This window comes from Streptomyces sp. CAI-85, assembly GCF_013363615.1.
GTDB classification, from domain to species: domain Bacteria; phylum Actinomycetota; class Actinomycetes; order Streptomycetales; family Streptomycetaceae; genus Streptomyces; species Streptomyces antibioticus_B.
Window position 1 is genome coordinate 1 of record NZ_JAANNX010000051.1, and the last position, 15864, is coordinate 15864.

Annotated in this window: 18 protein-coding genes; 13 read left to right on the forward strand and 5 right to left on the reverse strand. The window is 72.9% G+C overall.

Annotated features, from left to right (window positions below; all coding sequences use genetic code 11):
• Window positions 1–1379 (forward strand): OB-fold nucleic acid binding domain-containing protein (locus G6W55_RS30280; protein ID WP_254876502.1); only part of this gene is annotated, 1379 nt, incomplete at its 5' end.
• Between the two features lie 97 nt (window positions 1380–1476).
• On the opposite strand, the gene G6W55_RS30285 is transcribed toward G6W55_RS30280, so the two are convergent.
• Window positions 1477–1641: a hypothetical protein gene (locus G6W55_RS30285; RefSeq protein WP_175523948.1), complete on the reverse strand. Its 165-nt coding sequence runs from the start codon at window positions 1639–1641 to the stop codon at window positions 1477–1479.
• 224 nt (window positions 1642–1865) lie between these two features.
• Here G6W55_RS30285 and G6W55_RS30290 point away from each other — a divergent pair, with 224 nt between their 5' ends.
• The 4 genes from G6W55_RS30290 (at window position 1866) to G6W55_RS30305 (ending at window position 5773) form a co-directional block, all read left to right on the forward strand.
• Entirely contained in the window at window positions 1866–3086 is a 1221-nt protein-coding gene (locus G6W55_RS30290; RefSeq protein WP_175523949.1) for an NYN domain-containing protein, read from the forward strand.
• Between the two features lie 107 nt (window positions 3087–3193).
• Window positions 3194–4168, forward strand: coding sequence for an ABC transporter ATP-binding protein (locus G6W55_RS30295; protein WP_175523950.1), 975 nt, complete (start codon window positions 3194–3196; stop codon window positions 4166–4168).
• 65 nt (window positions 4169–4233) lie between these two features.
• A complete protein-coding gene (locus G6W55_RS30300; protein WP_030794066.1) occupies window positions 4234–5058 on the forward strand; it encodes an ABC transporter permease in 825 nt (274 codons plus the stop codon).
• 34 nt (window positions 5059–5092) lie between these two features.
• Complete coding sequence (locus G6W55_RS30305) at window positions 5093–5773, forward strand: AAA family ATPase (RefSeq protein WP_175523951.1); 681 nt, start codon at window positions 5093–5095, stop codon at window positions 5771–5773.
• A gap of 92 nt (window positions 5774–5865) precedes the next feature.
• Here the strand turns inward: G6W55_RS30305 and ybaK are convergent, their stop codons facing one another.
• The 4 genes from ybaK to G6W55_RS30325 form a co-directional block, all read right to left on the reverse strand.
• Window positions 5866–6390 (reverse strand): Cys-tRNA(Pro) deacylase, encoded by a 525-nt coding sequence (ybaK, locus tag G6W55_RS30310; RefSeq protein WP_175523952.1) that lies wholly within the window; start codon window positions 6388–6390, stop codon window positions 5866–5868.
• Between the two features lie 26 nt (window positions 6391–6416).
• Window positions 6417–7157 (reverse strand): LON peptidase substrate-binding domain-containing protein, encoded by a 741-nt coding sequence (locus G6W55_RS30315; RefSeq protein WP_175523953.1) that lies wholly within the window; start codon window positions 7155–7157, stop codon window positions 6417–6419.
• An 11-nt stretch (window positions 7158–7168) separates the two neighbouring features.
• Complete coding sequence (locus G6W55_RS30320) at window positions 7169–8227, reverse strand: hypothetical protein (RefSeq protein WP_175523954.1); 1059 nt, start codon at window positions 8225–8227, stop codon at window positions 7169–7171.
• Window positions 8228–8376: 149 nt separating this feature from the next.
• Window positions 8377–9966 (reverse strand): oxidoreductase, encoded by a 1590-nt coding sequence (locus G6W55_RS30325; protein WP_175523955.1) that lies wholly within the window; start codon window positions 9964–9966, stop codon window positions 8377–8379.
• 176 nt (window positions 9967–10142) lie between these two features.
• On the opposite strand from G6W55_RS30325, the gene hisD reads away from it, so the two are divergent.
• From hisD to hisF, 8 genes are read left to right on the forward strand one after another with little or no spacing between them, the layout of a single operon-like run.
• Window positions 10143–11468, forward strand: coding sequence for a histidinol dehydrogenase (hisD, locus tag G6W55_RS30330; RefSeq protein ID WP_175523956.1), 1326 nt, complete (start codon window positions 10143–10145; stop codon window positions 11466–11468).
• Window positions 11465–12571 carry a histidinol-phosphate transaminase gene (locus tag G6W55_RS30335; RefSeq protein WP_175523957.1) on the forward strand — a complete coding sequence of 369 codons (1107 nt, stop codon included), beginning with the start codon at window positions 11465–11467 and terminating at the stop codon, window positions 12569–12571. The genes hisD and G6W55_RS30335 overlap by 4 nt, the downstream gene beginning before the upstream one ends.
• Window positions 12568–13161 (forward strand): imidazoleglycerol-phosphate dehydratase HisB, encoded by a 594-nt coding sequence (gene hisB / locus G6W55_RS30340; protein WP_030794043.1) that lies wholly within the window; start codon window positions 12568–12570, stop codon window positions 13159–13161. Before G6W55_RS30335 ends, hisB begins: the two co-directional genes overlap by 4 nt.
• A complete protein-coding gene (locus tag G6W55_RS30345) occupies window positions 13158–13322 on the forward strand; it encodes a hypothetical protein (RefSeq protein ID WP_030794040.1) in 165 nt (54 codons plus the stop codon). Before hisB ends, G6W55_RS30345 begins: the two co-directional genes overlap by 4 nt.
• Entirely contained in the window at window positions 13319–13972 is a 654-nt protein-coding gene (gene hisH / locus G6W55_RS30350) for an imidazole glycerol phosphate synthase subunit HisH (RefSeq protein ID WP_217687573.1), read from the forward strand. Before G6W55_RS30345 ends, hisH begins: the two co-directional genes overlap by 4 nt.
• On the forward strand, window positions 13969–14694 hold the full coding sequence (priA, locus tag G6W55_RS30355) for a bifunctional 1-(5-phosphoribosyl)-5-((5-phosphoribosylamino)methylideneamino)imidazole-4-carboxamide isomerase/phosphoribosylanthranilate isomerase PriA (protein WP_175523959.1): 726 nt from the start codon (window positions 13969–13971) through the stop codon (window positions 14692–14694). The genes hisH and priA overlap by 4 nt, the downstream gene beginning before the upstream one ends.
• Entirely contained in the window at window positions 14691–15089 is a 399-nt protein-coding gene (locus G6W55_RS30360) for a RidA family protein (RefSeq protein ID WP_175523960.1), read from the forward strand. Before priA ends, G6W55_RS30360 begins: the two co-directional genes overlap by 4 nt.
• Window positions 15086–15841 (forward strand): imidazole glycerol phosphate synthase subunit HisF, encoded by a 756-nt coding sequence (gene hisF, locus G6W55_RS30365; RefSeq protein WP_030794030.1) that lies wholly within the window; start codon window positions 15086–15088, stop codon window positions 15839–15841. The genes G6W55_RS30360 and hisF overlap by 4 nt, the downstream gene beginning before the upstream one ends.
• The last annotated feature ends 23 nt before the right edge of the window (window positions 15842–15864 follow it).

Consider the following 15864-nt stretch of genomic DNA (forward strand, 5'->3'; position numbering starts at 1 on the left):
ACTCGCTCGGCGAGGCCGACATCCTGCGCCGCGTGATGGGCAAGAAGAAGCCCGACGAACTGGCGAAGAACTTCGTCCTCTTCCAGAAGGGCGCCCGCGACAAGGGCTACAGCGACGAGGCGATCCAGGCCCTGTGGGACGTGCTGGTGCCGTTCGCCGGCTACGCCTTCAACAAGGCGCACTCCGCCGCGTACGGACTGGTCTCCTACTGGACCGCCTACCTCAAGGCGAACCACCCCGCCGAGTACATGGCCGGACTGCTCACCTCGGTCAAGGACGACAAGGACAAGTCGGCCGTCTACCTCAACGAGTGCCGCCGCATGGGCATCAAGGTGCTCCCGCCGAACGTCAACGAGTCGGTGCACAACTTCGCCGCCCAGGGCGACGACGTGATCCTCTTCGGACTGGAGGCCGTGCGCAACGTCGGCACCAACGTGGTGGAGTCGATCATCAGGAGCCGCAAGGCCAAGGGGAAGTACGCCTCCTTCCCCGACTACCTCGACAAGGTCGAGGCCGTCGCCTGCAACAAGCGCACCACCGAGTCGCTGATCAAGGCGGGCGCCTTCGACACCCTCGGCCACACCCGCAAGGGCCTCACCGCCCACTTCGAGCCGATGATCGACAACGTGGTCGCGGTCAAGCGCAAGGAGGCAGAGGGGCAGTTCGACCTCTTCGGCGGCATGGGCGAGGAGGAGAACGACGAACCCGGCTTCGGACTCGACGTCGTCTTCACCGAGGACGAGTGGGACAAGACATATCTGCTCGCGCAGGAGCGCGAGATGCTCGGCCTGTACGTCTCCGACCACCCGCTGTTCGGTCTGGAGCACGTCCTGTCCGACAAGGCGGACGCGGGCATCGCCCAGCTCACCGGCGGTGAGCACGCGGACGGCGCGGTCGTCACCATCGGCGGCATCATCTCCGGCCTCCAGCGCAAGATGACCAAGCAGGGCAACGCCTGGGCGATCGCCACCGTCGAGGACCTCGCGGGCTCCATCGAGTGCATGTTCTTCCCGGCGACCTACCAGCTCGTCTCGACCCAACTCGTCGAGGACGCCGTGGTGTTCGTCAAGGGCCGCCTCGACAAGCGCGAGGACGTCCCGCGGCTGGTCGCGATGGAACTGACGGTCCCCGACCTGTCCAACGCGGGCACCAACGCGCCGGTGATCCTCACCATCCCGGCCACCCGCGTCACCCCGCCGATGGTCTCCCGGCTCGGCGAGATCCTCACCCACCACCGGGGCGACAGCGAGGTCCGCATCAGGCTCCAGGGCCCGACGAAGACCACCGTGCTGCGTCTGGACCGGCACCGGGTCAAGCCCGACCCGGCGCTCTTCGGCGACCTCAAGGTGCTGCTCGGCCCGTCCTGCCTGGCGGGCTGACCCGCCGCCGTCCACCCGCCGTCAGCACCGAGGGGCGCATCCGGTCATGGATGCGCCCCTCGGTGTGCCCGGGCTGCAACAGCCCGTCGGCCGTACGTCAGTTGTGGCCGAACCTCTTCTGCCGGCCCTTGCGGGCGACGTCCGCGGGCGTCACCTGGGAGAGCCGATGCTCGGCCTGGTCCTGCATCGAGGACTGCTGCGCCTGCTGCTGACCACGTTCGGACTGCGGCTGTTTACGGTCCTGCTTCTTGTTCTTGGCCATGGGGATCTGCCTCCTGCGGGGGATGTAGGGACCAGGGCCGGGACCAGATTCACATACGCTGACCTAAGGTGCATGTCGGATAATTACCGTCTGTGACAGGGGTTCTCGGAGCGCACCGGCCCGAAACGCCACGCCGAAGATCGAGTTCGGGCCGTTAACCTCCGCGCGGTCGGGCAGACTCGAAGGAAGCCCGAAGCAAACCTCCCGGGAAGAGGGTGAGTCGTGTGGACCGCTGCATCGTCCTGGTGGACGCCGGGTATCTGCTGGGGGCCGCCGCGAGTCTCCTCGCCGGGGAACCCTCGCGCTCCCGCATCACCGTCGACCACTCCGCCCTCGTCCAGGGCCTGCGCGAACAGGCCGAGTCCGACACCGAACGGCCCCTGCTGCGCATCTACTGGTTCGACGGCGCCCCCGACCGCGTCCCCCAGCCCGAGCACCGCCGGCTGCGCGTGATGCCCCGGGTCACCGTCCGCCTCGGCGCCCTGACCCGCAGCGACGGCCGCTGGGCCCAGAAGGGCGTGGACGCCGCGATGCACGCCGAACTCACCGAACTCGCCCGCAACCGCGCCTGCTCCGACGTCGTCCTCGTCACCGGCGACGGCGATCTGCTGCCCGGCATGATGGCCGCCAAGGAACACGGCGTCGCCGTCCACCTGTGGGCCGTCCAGGCCGCCGACGGCGACTACAACCAGTCCGAGGACCTCGTCGCCGAGGCCGACGAACGACGCGTCCTGGACCGCACCTGGATCACCAAGGCCGTCCGCGCCAAGGAACTCGGCGGGGTGTGCGCGCCGCCGCCCGTGCCCCGGCCCGAGATCGCCGCGATCCTCTCCGCGCCGCTGCCCGACACCGGCCTCGCCCCCGGCCCCGACCACGGCGCCGAGGAGGGCGACCACGCCGCCGGCGCGCCCCGCCCCGAGCACGGCGCGCCCGAGCGCGCTCCCACCGCCAAGGGCGTACCGACCCCCAAGGACCTGGCCGCCCTGCGCGCCCCCGGCGCCCACTCCGCGCCGCACCCCTCGACCGCCACCCTGCGCTGGTCCTCCGACAAGGGCTGGGTCGACCGGCCCGGCACCGCGGCCGAACCGCCCGAGGTCGCCTCGATGCCCACCCTCGCCCAGCTCACCACCGCCGAGCAGCGCTGGGCCGACCGCGAGGAGGACATCACCACCGTCGGCGGCGACCCCTTCGAGGTCGGACAGGTCTTCGCCCGGCGGTGGATGGGACGCCTGGGCGACCAGAGCCACTTCCAGAAGCTGTCCGGCATGTACCCGCGCATCCCGCACCGCATCGACGGCGAGCTGCTGCGCTACGCCGCCCGCTTCGGTCTGCTCGCCCACAAGGACGACCAGATCGACGAACACGACCGTTACGCCATCCGGGCGGGCTTCTGGCGTGAGATCGACGTCCGTACCGCCGCCGAGCACGCCCCCGCGGGGGACTGAACCGGGCATCCGGGCCGACCCGACCGCGAGCGGACCTCCCCGACCCCTTAGGCTCGTCCCTTGTGAGTACGCGCGCGGCAACGGCAATCCGGCCCAGGGACGAGGTCGTGTGTGCCGTACGCGGGCTGACCAAGACCTACCCGGCCGTCCGCGGCCGCCGCGGCGCCCCCGCCACCCCCGAGGTCCGGGCCACCGACGGCGTGGGGCTCGACATCCGGCGCGGCGAGATCTTCGGACTGCTCGGGCCGAACGGCGCCGGCAAGTCCACCCTCGTCCGCCAGCTCACCGGGCTGATGCGGCCCGACACCGGCAGCGTGGAGATCCTCGGCCACGACATCGTGCGCCACCCCGAACGGGCCGCCCGGATCCTCGCCTACCTGGGCCAGGAGTCCAGCGCCCTGGACGAACTCACCGTGTCCCTCGCCGCCGAGACCACCGCACGGCTGCGCGGCCTCGACGTCCGCGAGGCCCGCCGGGAACGCGACGCCGTCCTCGACGAACTGGGGCTCACCCCGCTCGCCGGACGGCCGCTGCGCAAGCTCTCCGGCGGACAGCGCCGGCTGGCCTGCTTCGCCACCGCGCTCGTCGGGGAACGGCCGCTGCTCGTCCTGGACGAACCGACGACCGGCATGGACCCGGTGGCACGGCGCGCCGTCTGGGGCGCCGTCGACCGGCGGCGGGCCGAACGCGGCACCACAGTCCTGCTCGTCACCCACAACGTCATCGAGGCCGAGACCGTCCTCGACCGGGTCGCCGTCCTCGACAAGGGCCGTGTCATCGCCTGCGACACGCCCGCCGGACTCAAGGAACAGGTGGCCGGCGAGGTCCGGGTGGAACTGGTGTGGCGGGAACGGGCACCGCTGGACGTGCCCGAGGTCGCCGCGCTCCGCGAACGCGCACAGGAGTCGGGGCGCCGCTGGACCCTGCGGCTGGCCCCCGACGAGGCCCGCGCCATCGTCGCCACCGTCACCGGCGGCGCCGCCTTCGCCGCCCTCGACGACTTCACCCTGGCCACCCCCAGCCTGGAGGACGTCTACCTGGCGCTGGGCGGGGCGGCACGCGCGGGACTGGTGCGGACGTGAGCGCGGAGGTCTTCGGGTCCGTATGGGACGGCAGAGAGAGCCGTAGGGAAGAGGAGCAGCGCCACGTGAGTGTCGTACCCGCCGAGGTTCTGCCGGGCAGCGCCCGGGCCGTCGCGCAGCCGCCGGTGCGCGCCGCGGCCGAGCTGGCGCCGCGCGCGCGGCTGTGGCCGTCGCTGGTGGCCGTCTACCGCGCGCAGCTCTCCCGGGCCCGGGTGGCGCGGATCCCGCTGCTGTTCGTGGCCACCTTCCAGTCCGTCGGCATCCTGATCATGATGCGCGGCGTGGTGGACGGCGGCCGCGAGGCCGAGGCGGTCGTCGCCGGGTCCGCCGTGCTCGTCGTCGCCTTCGTCGCGCTGAACCTGCTCGCCCAGTACTTCGGGCAGCTCCGGGCCAGCGGCGGCCTCGACCACTACGCCACCCTGCCCGTGCCGCCCGCCGCCGTGGTGCTCGGCGCGGCCGGCGCCTACGCCTCCTTCACCGTGCCCGGGACCCTGGTCACCGCGGTCTTCGGCTGTGTGCTGTTCGGGCTGCCGCTGACCCATCTGTGGATCCTCGCCGCCGTGATCCCGCTCGCGGGCGCCGCGCTGTCCGGACTCGGGGCGGCCTTCGGGCTGCTCGCGCCCCGGCCGGAGCTGGCCACCGTGCTCGGCCAGCTCGGCATGTCCGCGGCGCTGCTGCTCGGCGTGCTGCCGCCGGACCGGATGCCGGAGGCGGTGCGCTTCACCCGCGACCTGCTGCCGTCGACGTACGGCGTCGAAGCCTTCGCCCGGACCTTCGGGCCGGATCCCGACTGGGCGTTCGTCCTCGGGGACCTCGCCGTCTGCGCGGGCGTCGGGGTCGTCTCGCTGGCCGTCGCCACCTGGGCGTACCGGCGGGCCGCCGTCCGATGACGCGCCGCGCGGCCCGGCCTGGCACGATGTCATGGTGACCGCACCGCTGACTCCGCCCCCGCCGCCGCACGAGCCCTCCTCGCAGGATGCCTGGCCGCCGCCGGGCGGGTACGCGCGCGTGGGGGCCGTGCCCCCCGTCTCCCCGTACGGACAGGACGGGCCCGGGATGAAGACCGAACTGCGCGAAGCCGCCCTGATCACCCTGGCCGTCGCCCTGTCCGGGGCGCTGCTCGGCGTGCTGTGGGAGTGGCTGACGCCGAAGGTGCCGCTCGTCGGTGACGTGGTGAACGGCGGCTGGGTGGTCTACCTCAAGGACACCGAGGGCGAGCAGGCCGTCGGCGTGGACGGCACGTTCACGCTGCTGGCGCTGGGCTTCGGCGCGGTGAGCGCGGCGGCGGTGTTCCTGTGGCGGCGGCGCGGGGGTGTGCCGCTGGTGGTGGCGCTCGCCGTGGGCGGGCTGCTGGGGTCGCTGCTGGCGTGGCGGTTCGGGCTGTGGCTCGGGCCCGGGTCCGACGTGATCGCGCGGGCGCGGGCGGCGGGGGAGGGGGTCACGTTCTCCGCGCCGCTGAAGCTGGGGGCGAAGGGGGCGTTGCTGGCGTGGTCGTTGGCGGCGCTGGTGGTGCATCTGGGGTTGACGGCGTTGTTCGGGCCGCGGGATCCGGATCCGTTCGCGCCGGCGGTGCCTAAGGACGGATATGGGGCGCCGTTGAAGTAGGGGCTGTTTTTCGCCCCCGCCGCCCCTTCCCGTCCCGTCCCTGGGGGCTGTGCCCCCAGACCCCCCTTTTCGGCCCTGGACGGGCCTCGTCCTCAAGCGCCGGACGGGCTGGTGGTGGTGCGGGCGATGGGGGAGAGGGTCGCGTTCGTCAGGTCGGCCAGGGTGTTCGGGGGCAGTTCCACCTCCAGGCCGCGGCGGCCCGCCGAGACGCAGATCGTGGGGTGGTTCGTCGCCGAGGTGTCCAGGACCGTGGGGAGCTTCTTGCGCTGGCCCAGGGGGGAGATGCCGCCGCGGACGTAGCCGGTGGTGCGTTCGGCCAGGGTGGGGTCGGCCATGGCCGCCTTCTTGCCGCCGACCGCCGACGCCAGTGCCTTGAGGTCCAGCGAGCCCGCCACCGGGACCACGGCGACGGTCAGGGTGCCGTCCACGTCCGCGACCAGGGTCTTGAACACCCGGTCGGGGGAGACGCCCATCGCCTCGGCCGCCTCCTCGCCGTAGGACGGATGGCCCGGGTCGTGGTCGTAGGCGTGGACGGTGAACTCCACGCCCGCCGAGGTCAGGGCCACGGTCGCGGGTGTGCCGCCGGGCTGCTGCTGCTTCTTGGACTTCTTCGCCATGCGGTGCCTTCTCGGTCCGGGCTGCTTCAGTTCAGGCTCGTCGGCCCGCGGGTCAGTTCCGCCGCGGGCAGGGAGGGCAGATTGCGCAGGATCGCCGTCTCCGTGCGCAGCAGTGTCAGCTCGTCCCGCAGCCGGGAGGCCGTGTCCGGGGCCTGGAGCAGCCGCTGCTTGGTCGGGGTGTCCAGCATCATCGCGGCGGCCACCAGGTACGACACCACCGACGGGTCGTCCGGGAGGTCGGCGCCGGTCGCCAGCGAGCGTTCCCGGGCGCCCGCCAGACGCTTCTGGTACTGCCGGAAGGCCCGCAGCACCCCCTCCGCGAGAGCGCCCGCCTCGTCGCCCGGCGCCTCCGGGAGTTCCTCCAGCTCGGCCGTCAGGAACGGCCCCGAGGAGTCCACGGACAGCAGCCGGACCCGGGTCGTGCCGGTCGCCAGCACCTCGAAGGTGCCGTCGGCCCGCTCCCGGACGGTCGCCGCGTCGGCCACACAGGCGGTGCCGTGGAACGTCTTGAGCGGATCGTCACCGAAGCCGGCCGCGGGCCCGCGCTCCGGCAGTGCCGTCGGGTCCGGCATCCCCGGCGCGCTCGGCGCCACCTCGTGGCCGTCGCGGATCGCCACGACGGCGAACCGGCGCGGTTCCTCCTCGGGGGTCTTCAGCAGGTCGCGCATCATGGCGCGATAGCGCTCCTCGAAGACGTTCAACGGAAGCACCAACCCCGGGAACAGCACCGAGTTCAGGGGGAAGAGCGGCAGACGGACGATGGTCACGGCGTAGAAGCCTAGTGGTCCTCGGAGTGCGCTCGGTCGCCGTGACCGACCCGCGGACGTGGTGGGGGCTGCGCGGACGGGGTCCAGCGGCCCGAGCGCACCTCCTCGCGCACCGCCAGGAAGTGGCCCAGCGGATCGTCCGACAGCCGGCTCCAGGGGAAGGACGTGGCGTACGGGCCGATCAGCCGCAGTTGGGCGAGGGCGTCCTCGCGGCGGTGCAACCGGACCAGGACGTACACCAGCAGATTGCGGATCTCGGCCGGCCAGGGGTCGACCGCCGGGAAGCGCGCGGAGAGCGCGATCGCCCGGTCGGCCGCCGCGTCCAGCCGGTCGCGGGGCACGTCGGGGCCGCAGCCGTCGGTCAGATAGGCGAAGGCCGCCCGCACCGGCAGGGCCTGGACCAGGGAGCCGGCCGGGGCGTCCTGCGCGGCCCGGTCGGCGAAGTCGAAGCACTCGCGGTGCGAGCCGTGCCAGGACTGGGCCAGATAGCGCTTGGCGGCCACATGGCAGCCGTAGTGGTGCGGGGCGCGCCGCACCGCCGCCTCCCACAGCTCGCCGAAGTACTTGTGCCCGGCGCGGCTGCCGCGGGCGTGGTCCAGGGCGATCCGCCACGGCACCGGGTCACGGACGTCGCTGCCCGCGGCCGCGGTGATCAGCGGGCTCACCTCGCGCAGCAGCTCGGCCCGGGCGGGCGAGCGCCAGGCGTGGTCCACCGCGCGCTGGGCGGTCAGCAGCAGCACGTCCGGGTCGCGGGGCGCGGCGGCCCGCCAGGTCTCCAGCCACTCCGGGCGGGAGCGGGCGAAGGCCGCCAGACGGGTCACGTACCGGTCCCGGTACTCCCACTCGGCCCGCTCCCGGGTGTGGGCCAGCAGCCGGGCGGCGGGCTCGTGGGCGTCCCGCGCGGCCGCGACCAGCACCGGGCCGAGCCGGTCGTCGGGCACGTCGAGCAGCACCTCGTCGTCGGCGGGGAGCCCATCGGCGGCGCGGCGGGGGGCGGCGGCGGTCCGGGCCGTCCGGCTGAGCCGGGGGGCGCGGATGAACGGGGGCAGCAGAGCCATGGTGCCGACCATTGAAAGCCGCAGGTGGGGGTTGCGCCAGAGGGCAACGGCAACCTGCGGAAAGTTGTACGGCCGAAGGTCAAGGACCGGTAAAAGTGAGCGGGCGGACACGGTCGGTCAAACCCGCAGGTGACAGCCCCCTCGTCCGGCCGCCGCGCAGGTCAGTCCCGCCGAAGCGTCCGGGTCGCCCCCGTCGCCACCGTGGTCGCCAGGATCCAGCCGAGCAGGATCAGGGCCGTCGCCAGCCACTGCCAGCCCCCGGTCAGCCGCCACTGGTTGGCCTGGCCCAGGTCGATCACCGGCAGCAGCAGATCGAGCGCGAACAGCGTCGGGTTCCACTGCGGATGCCCCTCGCGGCTGACCGGCGGCGGCGCGGAGTGCGTGAAGGCCACCGAGCCGGCCGCCCACAGCAGCGCCATCCACACCGCCGCCCGGCCCGGCCGGTACCCGTAGGCCACCGTCCAGTCCTGCGCGTACCCCCAGAACTTCGCGGCCGGCGGCAGCGTCTCGCGGCGCCGGCGCTGCTTGGCGAGCAGCACCTCGCGGGCGTCCTCGTCCTCCCCGCCGTTGCGCAGCACGGTCGCCAGCCGCTCGTACGGCTCCGGGGCGTACTCGGCGGTCGACGCGGCGACCCAGCTCAGCCGCTCGGCCAGCGGGAACGGGCCCTGCGGCACCAGGTTCTCGTACGCGAAGCCGCCCATGTGCAGATTGCCCGGGCCCGGCCAGGCGCTCGCCCGGTCCACCAGGGTGACCACCCGGGCGCCGGACAGCACCACCTTGCCGCGCGGCGGCCGCTCCCCGAGGAAGCGCAGCTCGGGCGTCTGCACCCGGCGCAGCGACAGCTCCTGCTCGTCGGTGAGGACGAACCGGGCCCGCTCCAGGTCGACGGCGTCCCCGAACCGCCCGTCGTCCAGGCGCAGCCCGCCCCGGCACTCGAAGCGCTGGATGCGCGTCCCGCGCGCGGGCGTCGCCCCGCTCAGCGCCTGCCCGCCGACCCCGGCCGGGGTCAGATACAGCGAGCGCTCCACCGTCATCTGGGGCGCGTTCAGCGCCAGCCGGGTGTACGGGTTGGCCAGCCGCGCGCCGCGCAGGCTCAGCGACACGCCGATCTTGGCGCTGCGCAGGCTCAGTTCGCCGTGCGACTCCAGCATCTCGGCCTGGAGGTCCTGGCCGACCGTCATCCCGTCGGCGGCGATCGAGCGGCCGGTCCGGTCGCGGTACACGATCGCCTGGTTGAGCAGCAGGTCCGTGCCGATGTGCGCGTCGGTGAGCCGCACGCCGTTGTGGAAGCGGCAGCGCGGCAGATGCAGATCGCCCTCGGTGTGCACCCGGGCCGCCTCCAGGCGCGGCACCGAGCAGTCGACCATCCGCACGGTCGTGAACCGCGCCTCCGGCAGCAGCACGTCCCGGTCGAACCGGCAGCGCTTCATCTCCACGTACGGCACCACGGTGCCGCCCGCCAGGTCCAGGCTGTCGCTGATCCGCACGCCGGCCAGCTTCAGCGAGGCCACCCGGCCGTCCAGCGCGGGCGGCCCGTCCAGCAGCAGCCAGGCCACGATCCGCGCCCGCACCGTGCGCTCGGGCCCCCACGGATGCCCGCCGTGCGGATCGTCGACGACCGAGTCGCCGTCGCTCAGGTCGTAGACGCTGCCGTTGCGGAACGCCTGCCACATCCCGGCCTCGGCCGCGGTCAGGTCGTCCGGCAGATCGCCGGCGCGGACGCCGTCCGCCCCGTCGGTCCCACCCGTCATCCCCCGTCACCCCCTCGGTCACCGTCGGTCACTCGGGTCGCGCACAGCCGTTGTGCCCGCTGGGTGACGTCCCGAACGCAGGACGTGAAGGCGGTCTTCCGGGTTCCGGCCACGTTCTGTATCAGCCATTGATACGCGCGGACGGTGCCCGATCCCGGTCTGAGAGAATTGACCGCGTGATCTCCCGAATCGATCTGCGCGGCGACGCCCTCCCCGAGGGACCCGCCCTGCGCGACCTGCTGCCCCGTGCCGACTTCGACGTCGCGGCCGCCCTGGAGAAGGTGCGTCCGATCTGCGAGGCCGTGCATCATCGGGGCGACGCGGCGCTGATCGACTTCGCGGAGAAGTTCGACGGCGTGAAGCTGGAGCAGGTCCGGGTGCCCGCCGAGGCCCTCGCCCGCGCCCTGGAGGAGCTGGACCCGGCCGTGCGCGCGGCCCTGGAGGAGTCGATCCGCCGCGCCCGCCTCGTGCACCGCGCCCAGCGCCGTACGACCCACACGACGCAGGTCGTGCCCGGCGGCAGCGTGACCGAGAAGTGGGTTCCCGTCGACCGGGTCGGGCTGTACGCGCCCGGCGGCCGCTCGGTCTACCCGTCCTCCGTGGTGATGAACGTGGTGCCCGCCCAAGAGGCCGGCGTCCCGTCCGTCGCGCTGGCCTCCCCGGCCCAGGCCGAGTTCGACGGCCTGCCGCACCCCACCATCCTCGCGGCCTGCGCCCTGCTGGGCGTCGACGAGGTGTACGCGGCCGGCGGCGCCACCGCCGTCGCGATGTTCGCCCACGGCACCGAGTCCTGCCCGCCCGCCACCATGGTCACCGGCCCCGGCAACATCTGGGTCGCCGCCGCCAAGCGCTACTACACCGGCCGGATCGGCATCGACGCCGAGGCGGGCCCGACCGAGATCGCGATCCTGGCCGACGCGGGCGCCGACCCGGTGCACGTCGCCGCCGACCTGATCAGCCAGGCCGAGCACGACCCGCTCGCCGCGGCCGTCCTCGTCACCGACTCCGTCGAGCTGGCGGACGCGGTCGAGAAGGAGCTGGAACCGCAGATCGCGGCCACCCGGCACATCGACGACCGGATCGTCCCGGCGCTGAGCGGCCGGCAGTCCGCGATCGTCCTGGTCGACGGCGTCGAGGAGGGCCTGCGGGTGGTCGACGCGTACGGCGCCGAGCACCTGGAGATCCAGACGGCCGACGCCGCCGCGGTCGCCGACCGGGTGCGCAACGCGGGCGCGGTCTTCGTCGGCCCCTGGGCGCCCGTCTCCCTCGGCGACTACGCGGCCGGCTCCAACCATGTGCTGCCCACCGGCGGCTGCGCCTGCCACTCCTCCGGCCTGTCCGTCCAGTCCTTCCTGCGCGGCATCCACATCGTGGACTACACGCGGGACGCGCTGGCCGACGTCGCGCACCACGTGGTGACCCTGGCCGAGGCGGAGGACCTGCCCGCGCACGGCGCGGCGATCAAGGCTCGATTCAGTTGGAAGGTTCCCGAGGGCAAGTGACCGGCATCGACGATCTCCCCGTACGGGACGAGCTGCGCGGCAAGTCCCCCTACGGCGCACCCCAGTTGGACGTCCCCGTCCGGCTGAACACCAACGAGAACCCCTACCCGCTGCCCGAGGCGCTGGTCGACCGGATCGCGGAGCGGGTCCGCGAGGCCGCCCGGGACCTCAACCGGTACCCGGACCGTGACGCCGTCGAACTGCGCACGCAGCTCGCCCGGTATCTCACGGACACCTCCGGGCACGCGGTCGGCCTCGGTAACGTCTGGGCCGCCAACGGCTCCAACGAGGTCCTCCAGCAGCTCCTCCAGACCTTCGGCGGCCCCGGCCGCACGGCGATCGGCTTCGAACCGTCGTACTCGATGCACGCGCTCATCGCGCGCGGCACCGGCACCGGCTGGATCTCCGGGCCGCGCAACGACGACTTCACCATCGACCTCGCGGCCGCCGAGAAGGCGATCGCCGAGCACCGCCCCGACGTCGTCTTCGTCACCACCCCCAACAACCCCACCGGCACCGCCGTCCCGGCCGAGACGGTCCTCGCGCTGTACGAGGCCGCGCAGACGGCGAAGCCGTCGATGGTCGTGGTGGACGAGGCGTACATCGAGTTCAGCCACGGCGACTCGCTGCTGCCGCTGCTCGAAGGCCGGCCGCATCTCGTCGTCTCCCGGACGATGTCGAAGGCGTTCGGCGCGGCCGGGCTGCGCCTCGGCTACCTCGCCGCGCACCCGGCCGTCGTGGACGCCGTCCAGCTCGTCCGGCTGCCGTACCACCTCTCGGCCGTCACCCAGGCGACCGCGCTGGCCGCCCTGGAGCACACCGGCACCCTGCTGAAGTACGTCGAACAGCTCAAGTCGGAGCGCGACCGGCTGGTGGCCGAACTGCTGGCGGCCGGCTACGAGGTCACCGCCTCGGACGCCAACTTCGTCCAGTTCGGCCGCTTCGCCGACGCCCACGACGTGTGGCGGCGGATCCTCGACCGCGGCGTCCTGGTCCGGGACAACGGCGTGCCCGGCTGGCTGCGGGTCACCGCCGGAACCCCCGAAGAGAACGACGCGTTCCTCGACGCGGTGAGGGACTTGAAGAAGGAGCTTGACGCATGAGCCGCACAGGACGCGTGCAGCGCACCACCAAGGAGACCTCGGTCCTCGTCGAGATCGACCTCGACGGCACCGGCAAGACCGACATCGCCACCGGCGTCGGCTTCTACGACCACATGCTCGACCAGCTCGGCCGGCACGGTCTGTTCGACCTGAGCGTGAAGACCGACGGCGATCTGCACATCGACTCGCACCACACCATCGAGGACACCGCCCTCGCCCTCGGCGCCGCCTTCAAGCAGGCGCTCGGCGACAAGGTCGGCATCTACCGCTTCGGCAACTGCACGGTCCCGCTGGACGAGTCCCTCGCCCAGGTCACCGTCGACCTCTCCGGCCGCCCCTACCTCGTGCACACCGAGCCCGAGAAGATGGCGCCGATGATCGGCGAGTACGACACCACGATGACCCGGCACATCCTGGAGTCCTTCGTGGCCCAGGCCCAGATCGCGCTGCACGTGCACGTGCCCTACGGGCGCAACGCGCACCACATCGTGGAGTGCCAGTTCAAGGCGCTGGCCCGGGCCCTGCGCTACGCCAGCGAGCGCGACCCGCGCGCGGCCGGCATCCTCCCCTCCACGAAGGGCGCGCTGTGAACGGGCTGTCCACCCTGCTGATCGTCGTCGGGCTCTTCCTGGCCGGCGGCATCTACTCCTTCGTCAAGCAGGACATGCCCAGGAGCCTGGTCGTGCTGCTGTCGATCGGCTCCGGGATGTGTCTCGTCGCCGGTGTGATGCGGCTGGGGGTGTGGAGTTGAGCGCGGCCACCGGCACACCGAAGAAGGTCGTCGTCTTCGACTACGGCTTCGGCAACGTCCGCTCCGCCGAACGCGCCCTGGCCCGCACCGGCGCCGACGTCGAGATCACCCGTGACTTCGACGCGGCCATGAACGCCGACGGGCTGCTGGTCCCCGGCGTCGGCGCCTTCGCCGCCTGTATGCGCGGGCTGCGCGAGGCGCGCGGCGACTGGATCATCGACCGCCGGCTGTCCGGCGGCCGCCCGGTCCTGGGCATCTGCGTCGGCATGCAGATCCTGTTCGCCCGGGGCATCGAGCACGGCGTGGAGACCGAGGGCCTCGACGAATGGCCCGGCACGGTCGGACCGCTCAAGGCCGAGATCGTCCCCCACATGGGCTGGAACACCGTCGACGCCCCGGCCGGCTCCGAACTCTTCGCCGGCCTCGACGCCGACGCGCGCTACTACTTCGTGCACTCCTACGCCGTCCACGACTGGTCCCTCGAAGTGCACAACCCGTCGATCCGCGCTCCCAAGGTGACCTGGTCGACGCACGGCGAGCCCTTCGTGGCCGCCGTGGAGAACGGCGCCCTGTGGGCCACCCAGTTCCACCCCGAGAAGTCCGGCGACGCCGGAGCCCAGCTCCTCACCAACTGGATCGGAACCCTGTGAGCAAGCTCGAACTCCTCCCCGCCGTCGACGTCCGGGACGGCCAGGCCGTTCGTCTCGTGCACGGCGAGTCCGGCACGGAGACCTCGTACGGCTCCCCGCTGGAGGCGGCGCTGGCCTGGCAGTCGGCGGGCGCCGAGTGGCTGCACCTGGTCGACCTGGACGCCGCGTTCGGCACCGGCGACAACCGCTCGCTGGTCGCCGAGGTCACCCGGGCCATGGACATCCAGGTCGAGCTGTCCGGCGGCATCCGCGACGACGCCACCCTCGCCGCCGCCCTCGCCACCGGCTGCACCCGGGTCAACCTCGGCACGGCCGCCCTGGAGACCCCCGAGTGGGTCGCCAAGGTCATCGCCGAGCACGGCGACAAGATCGCCGTCGGACTGGACGTCCGGGGCACCACCCTGCGCGGCCGCGGCTGGACCCGGGACGGCGGCGACCTCTACGAGACGCTGGCCCGCCTGGACCAGGAGGGCTGCGCGCGGTACGTCGTCACCGACATCGCCAAGGACGGCACCCTCCAGGGCCCCAACCTGGACCTCCTGAAGAACGTGTGCGCCGCCACCGACCGCCCCGTCGTGGCCTCCGGCGGCGTGTCGTCCCTGGACGACCTGCGCGCCCTCGCAGGTCTGGTCCCCCTCGGGGTCGAGGGCGCCATCGTCGGCAAGGCGCTGTACGCCGAGGCGTTCACCCTGGAAGAGGCGCTGCGGGCGGTGGCGGCGTGAGCGACGTACGCCGGGTGACCACCGGCGCGCCCTGGGAGGAGCAGTTCGGCTACTCCCGCGCGGTGGAACTGCCGAACGGCCTGGTGCTGGTCGCCGGCTGCACCTCCGTGGTGGCCGGCGAGATCGCCGGGGGAGGCCCCTACGAGCAGACGGTCAACGCCTTCAACGTCGCGTTCTCGGCGCTGGAGCAGCTCGGCCTCGGCCGCGACGACGTCGTACGCACCCGGATGTACGTCACCCACGCGCGGGACGTGGACGAGGTCGGACGCGCCCACAAGGAGCTGTTCGACACCGTCCGGCCCGCCGCCACCATGATCATCGTCTCCGGTCTCGTCGACCCCAGCCTGGTCGTCGAGGTCGAGGTCGAGGCCTACCGAGGAGGGTCCTCGTCATGACCCTGGCCGTACGAGTCATCCCCTGCCTGGACGTGGACGCCGGCCGGGTCGTCAAGGGCGTCAACTTCCAGAACCTGAGGGACGCCGGCGACCCCGTCGAGATGGCCAAGGTCTACGACGCCGAGGGCGCCGACGAACTGACCTTCCTGGACATCACCGCGTCCTCCGGCAACCGCGAGACCACCTACGACGTGGTGCGCCGCACTGCCGAGCAGGTGTTCATCCCGCTGACCGTCGGCGGCGGCGTGCGCACCCCGGCCGACGTGGACAAGCTGCTGCGGGCGGGCGCCGACAAGGTGGGCGTCAACACCGCCGCGATCGCCCGGCCCGAGCTGATCCAGGAGATCGCCGAACGCTTCGGCAGCCAGGTCCTGGTGCTCTCGGTGGACGCCCGGCGCACCCCGTCCGGCGGCTTCGAGGTCACCACCCACGGCGGCCGCAAGGGCACCGGCATCGACGCCGTCGAATGGGCGCACCGGGCCGCCGAGCTGGGCGCCGGCGAGATACTGCTGAACTCGATGGACGCCGACGGCACCAAGGACGGCTACGACCTGGAGATGATCGCCGCCGTGCGCAAGCACGTCACGATCCCGGTGATCGCCTCCGGCGGCGCCGGCAAGCTCGCCGACTTCGCCCCGGCGGTCGGCGCCGGCGCCGACGCGGTCCTGGCCGCCTCCGTCTTCCACTTCGGCGACCTGCGCATCGGCCAGGTCAAGCAGGCCCTGGGAGAGGCCGGACACCCGGTGCGCTGAACCGGACCCGGCCAGGCGCTCGG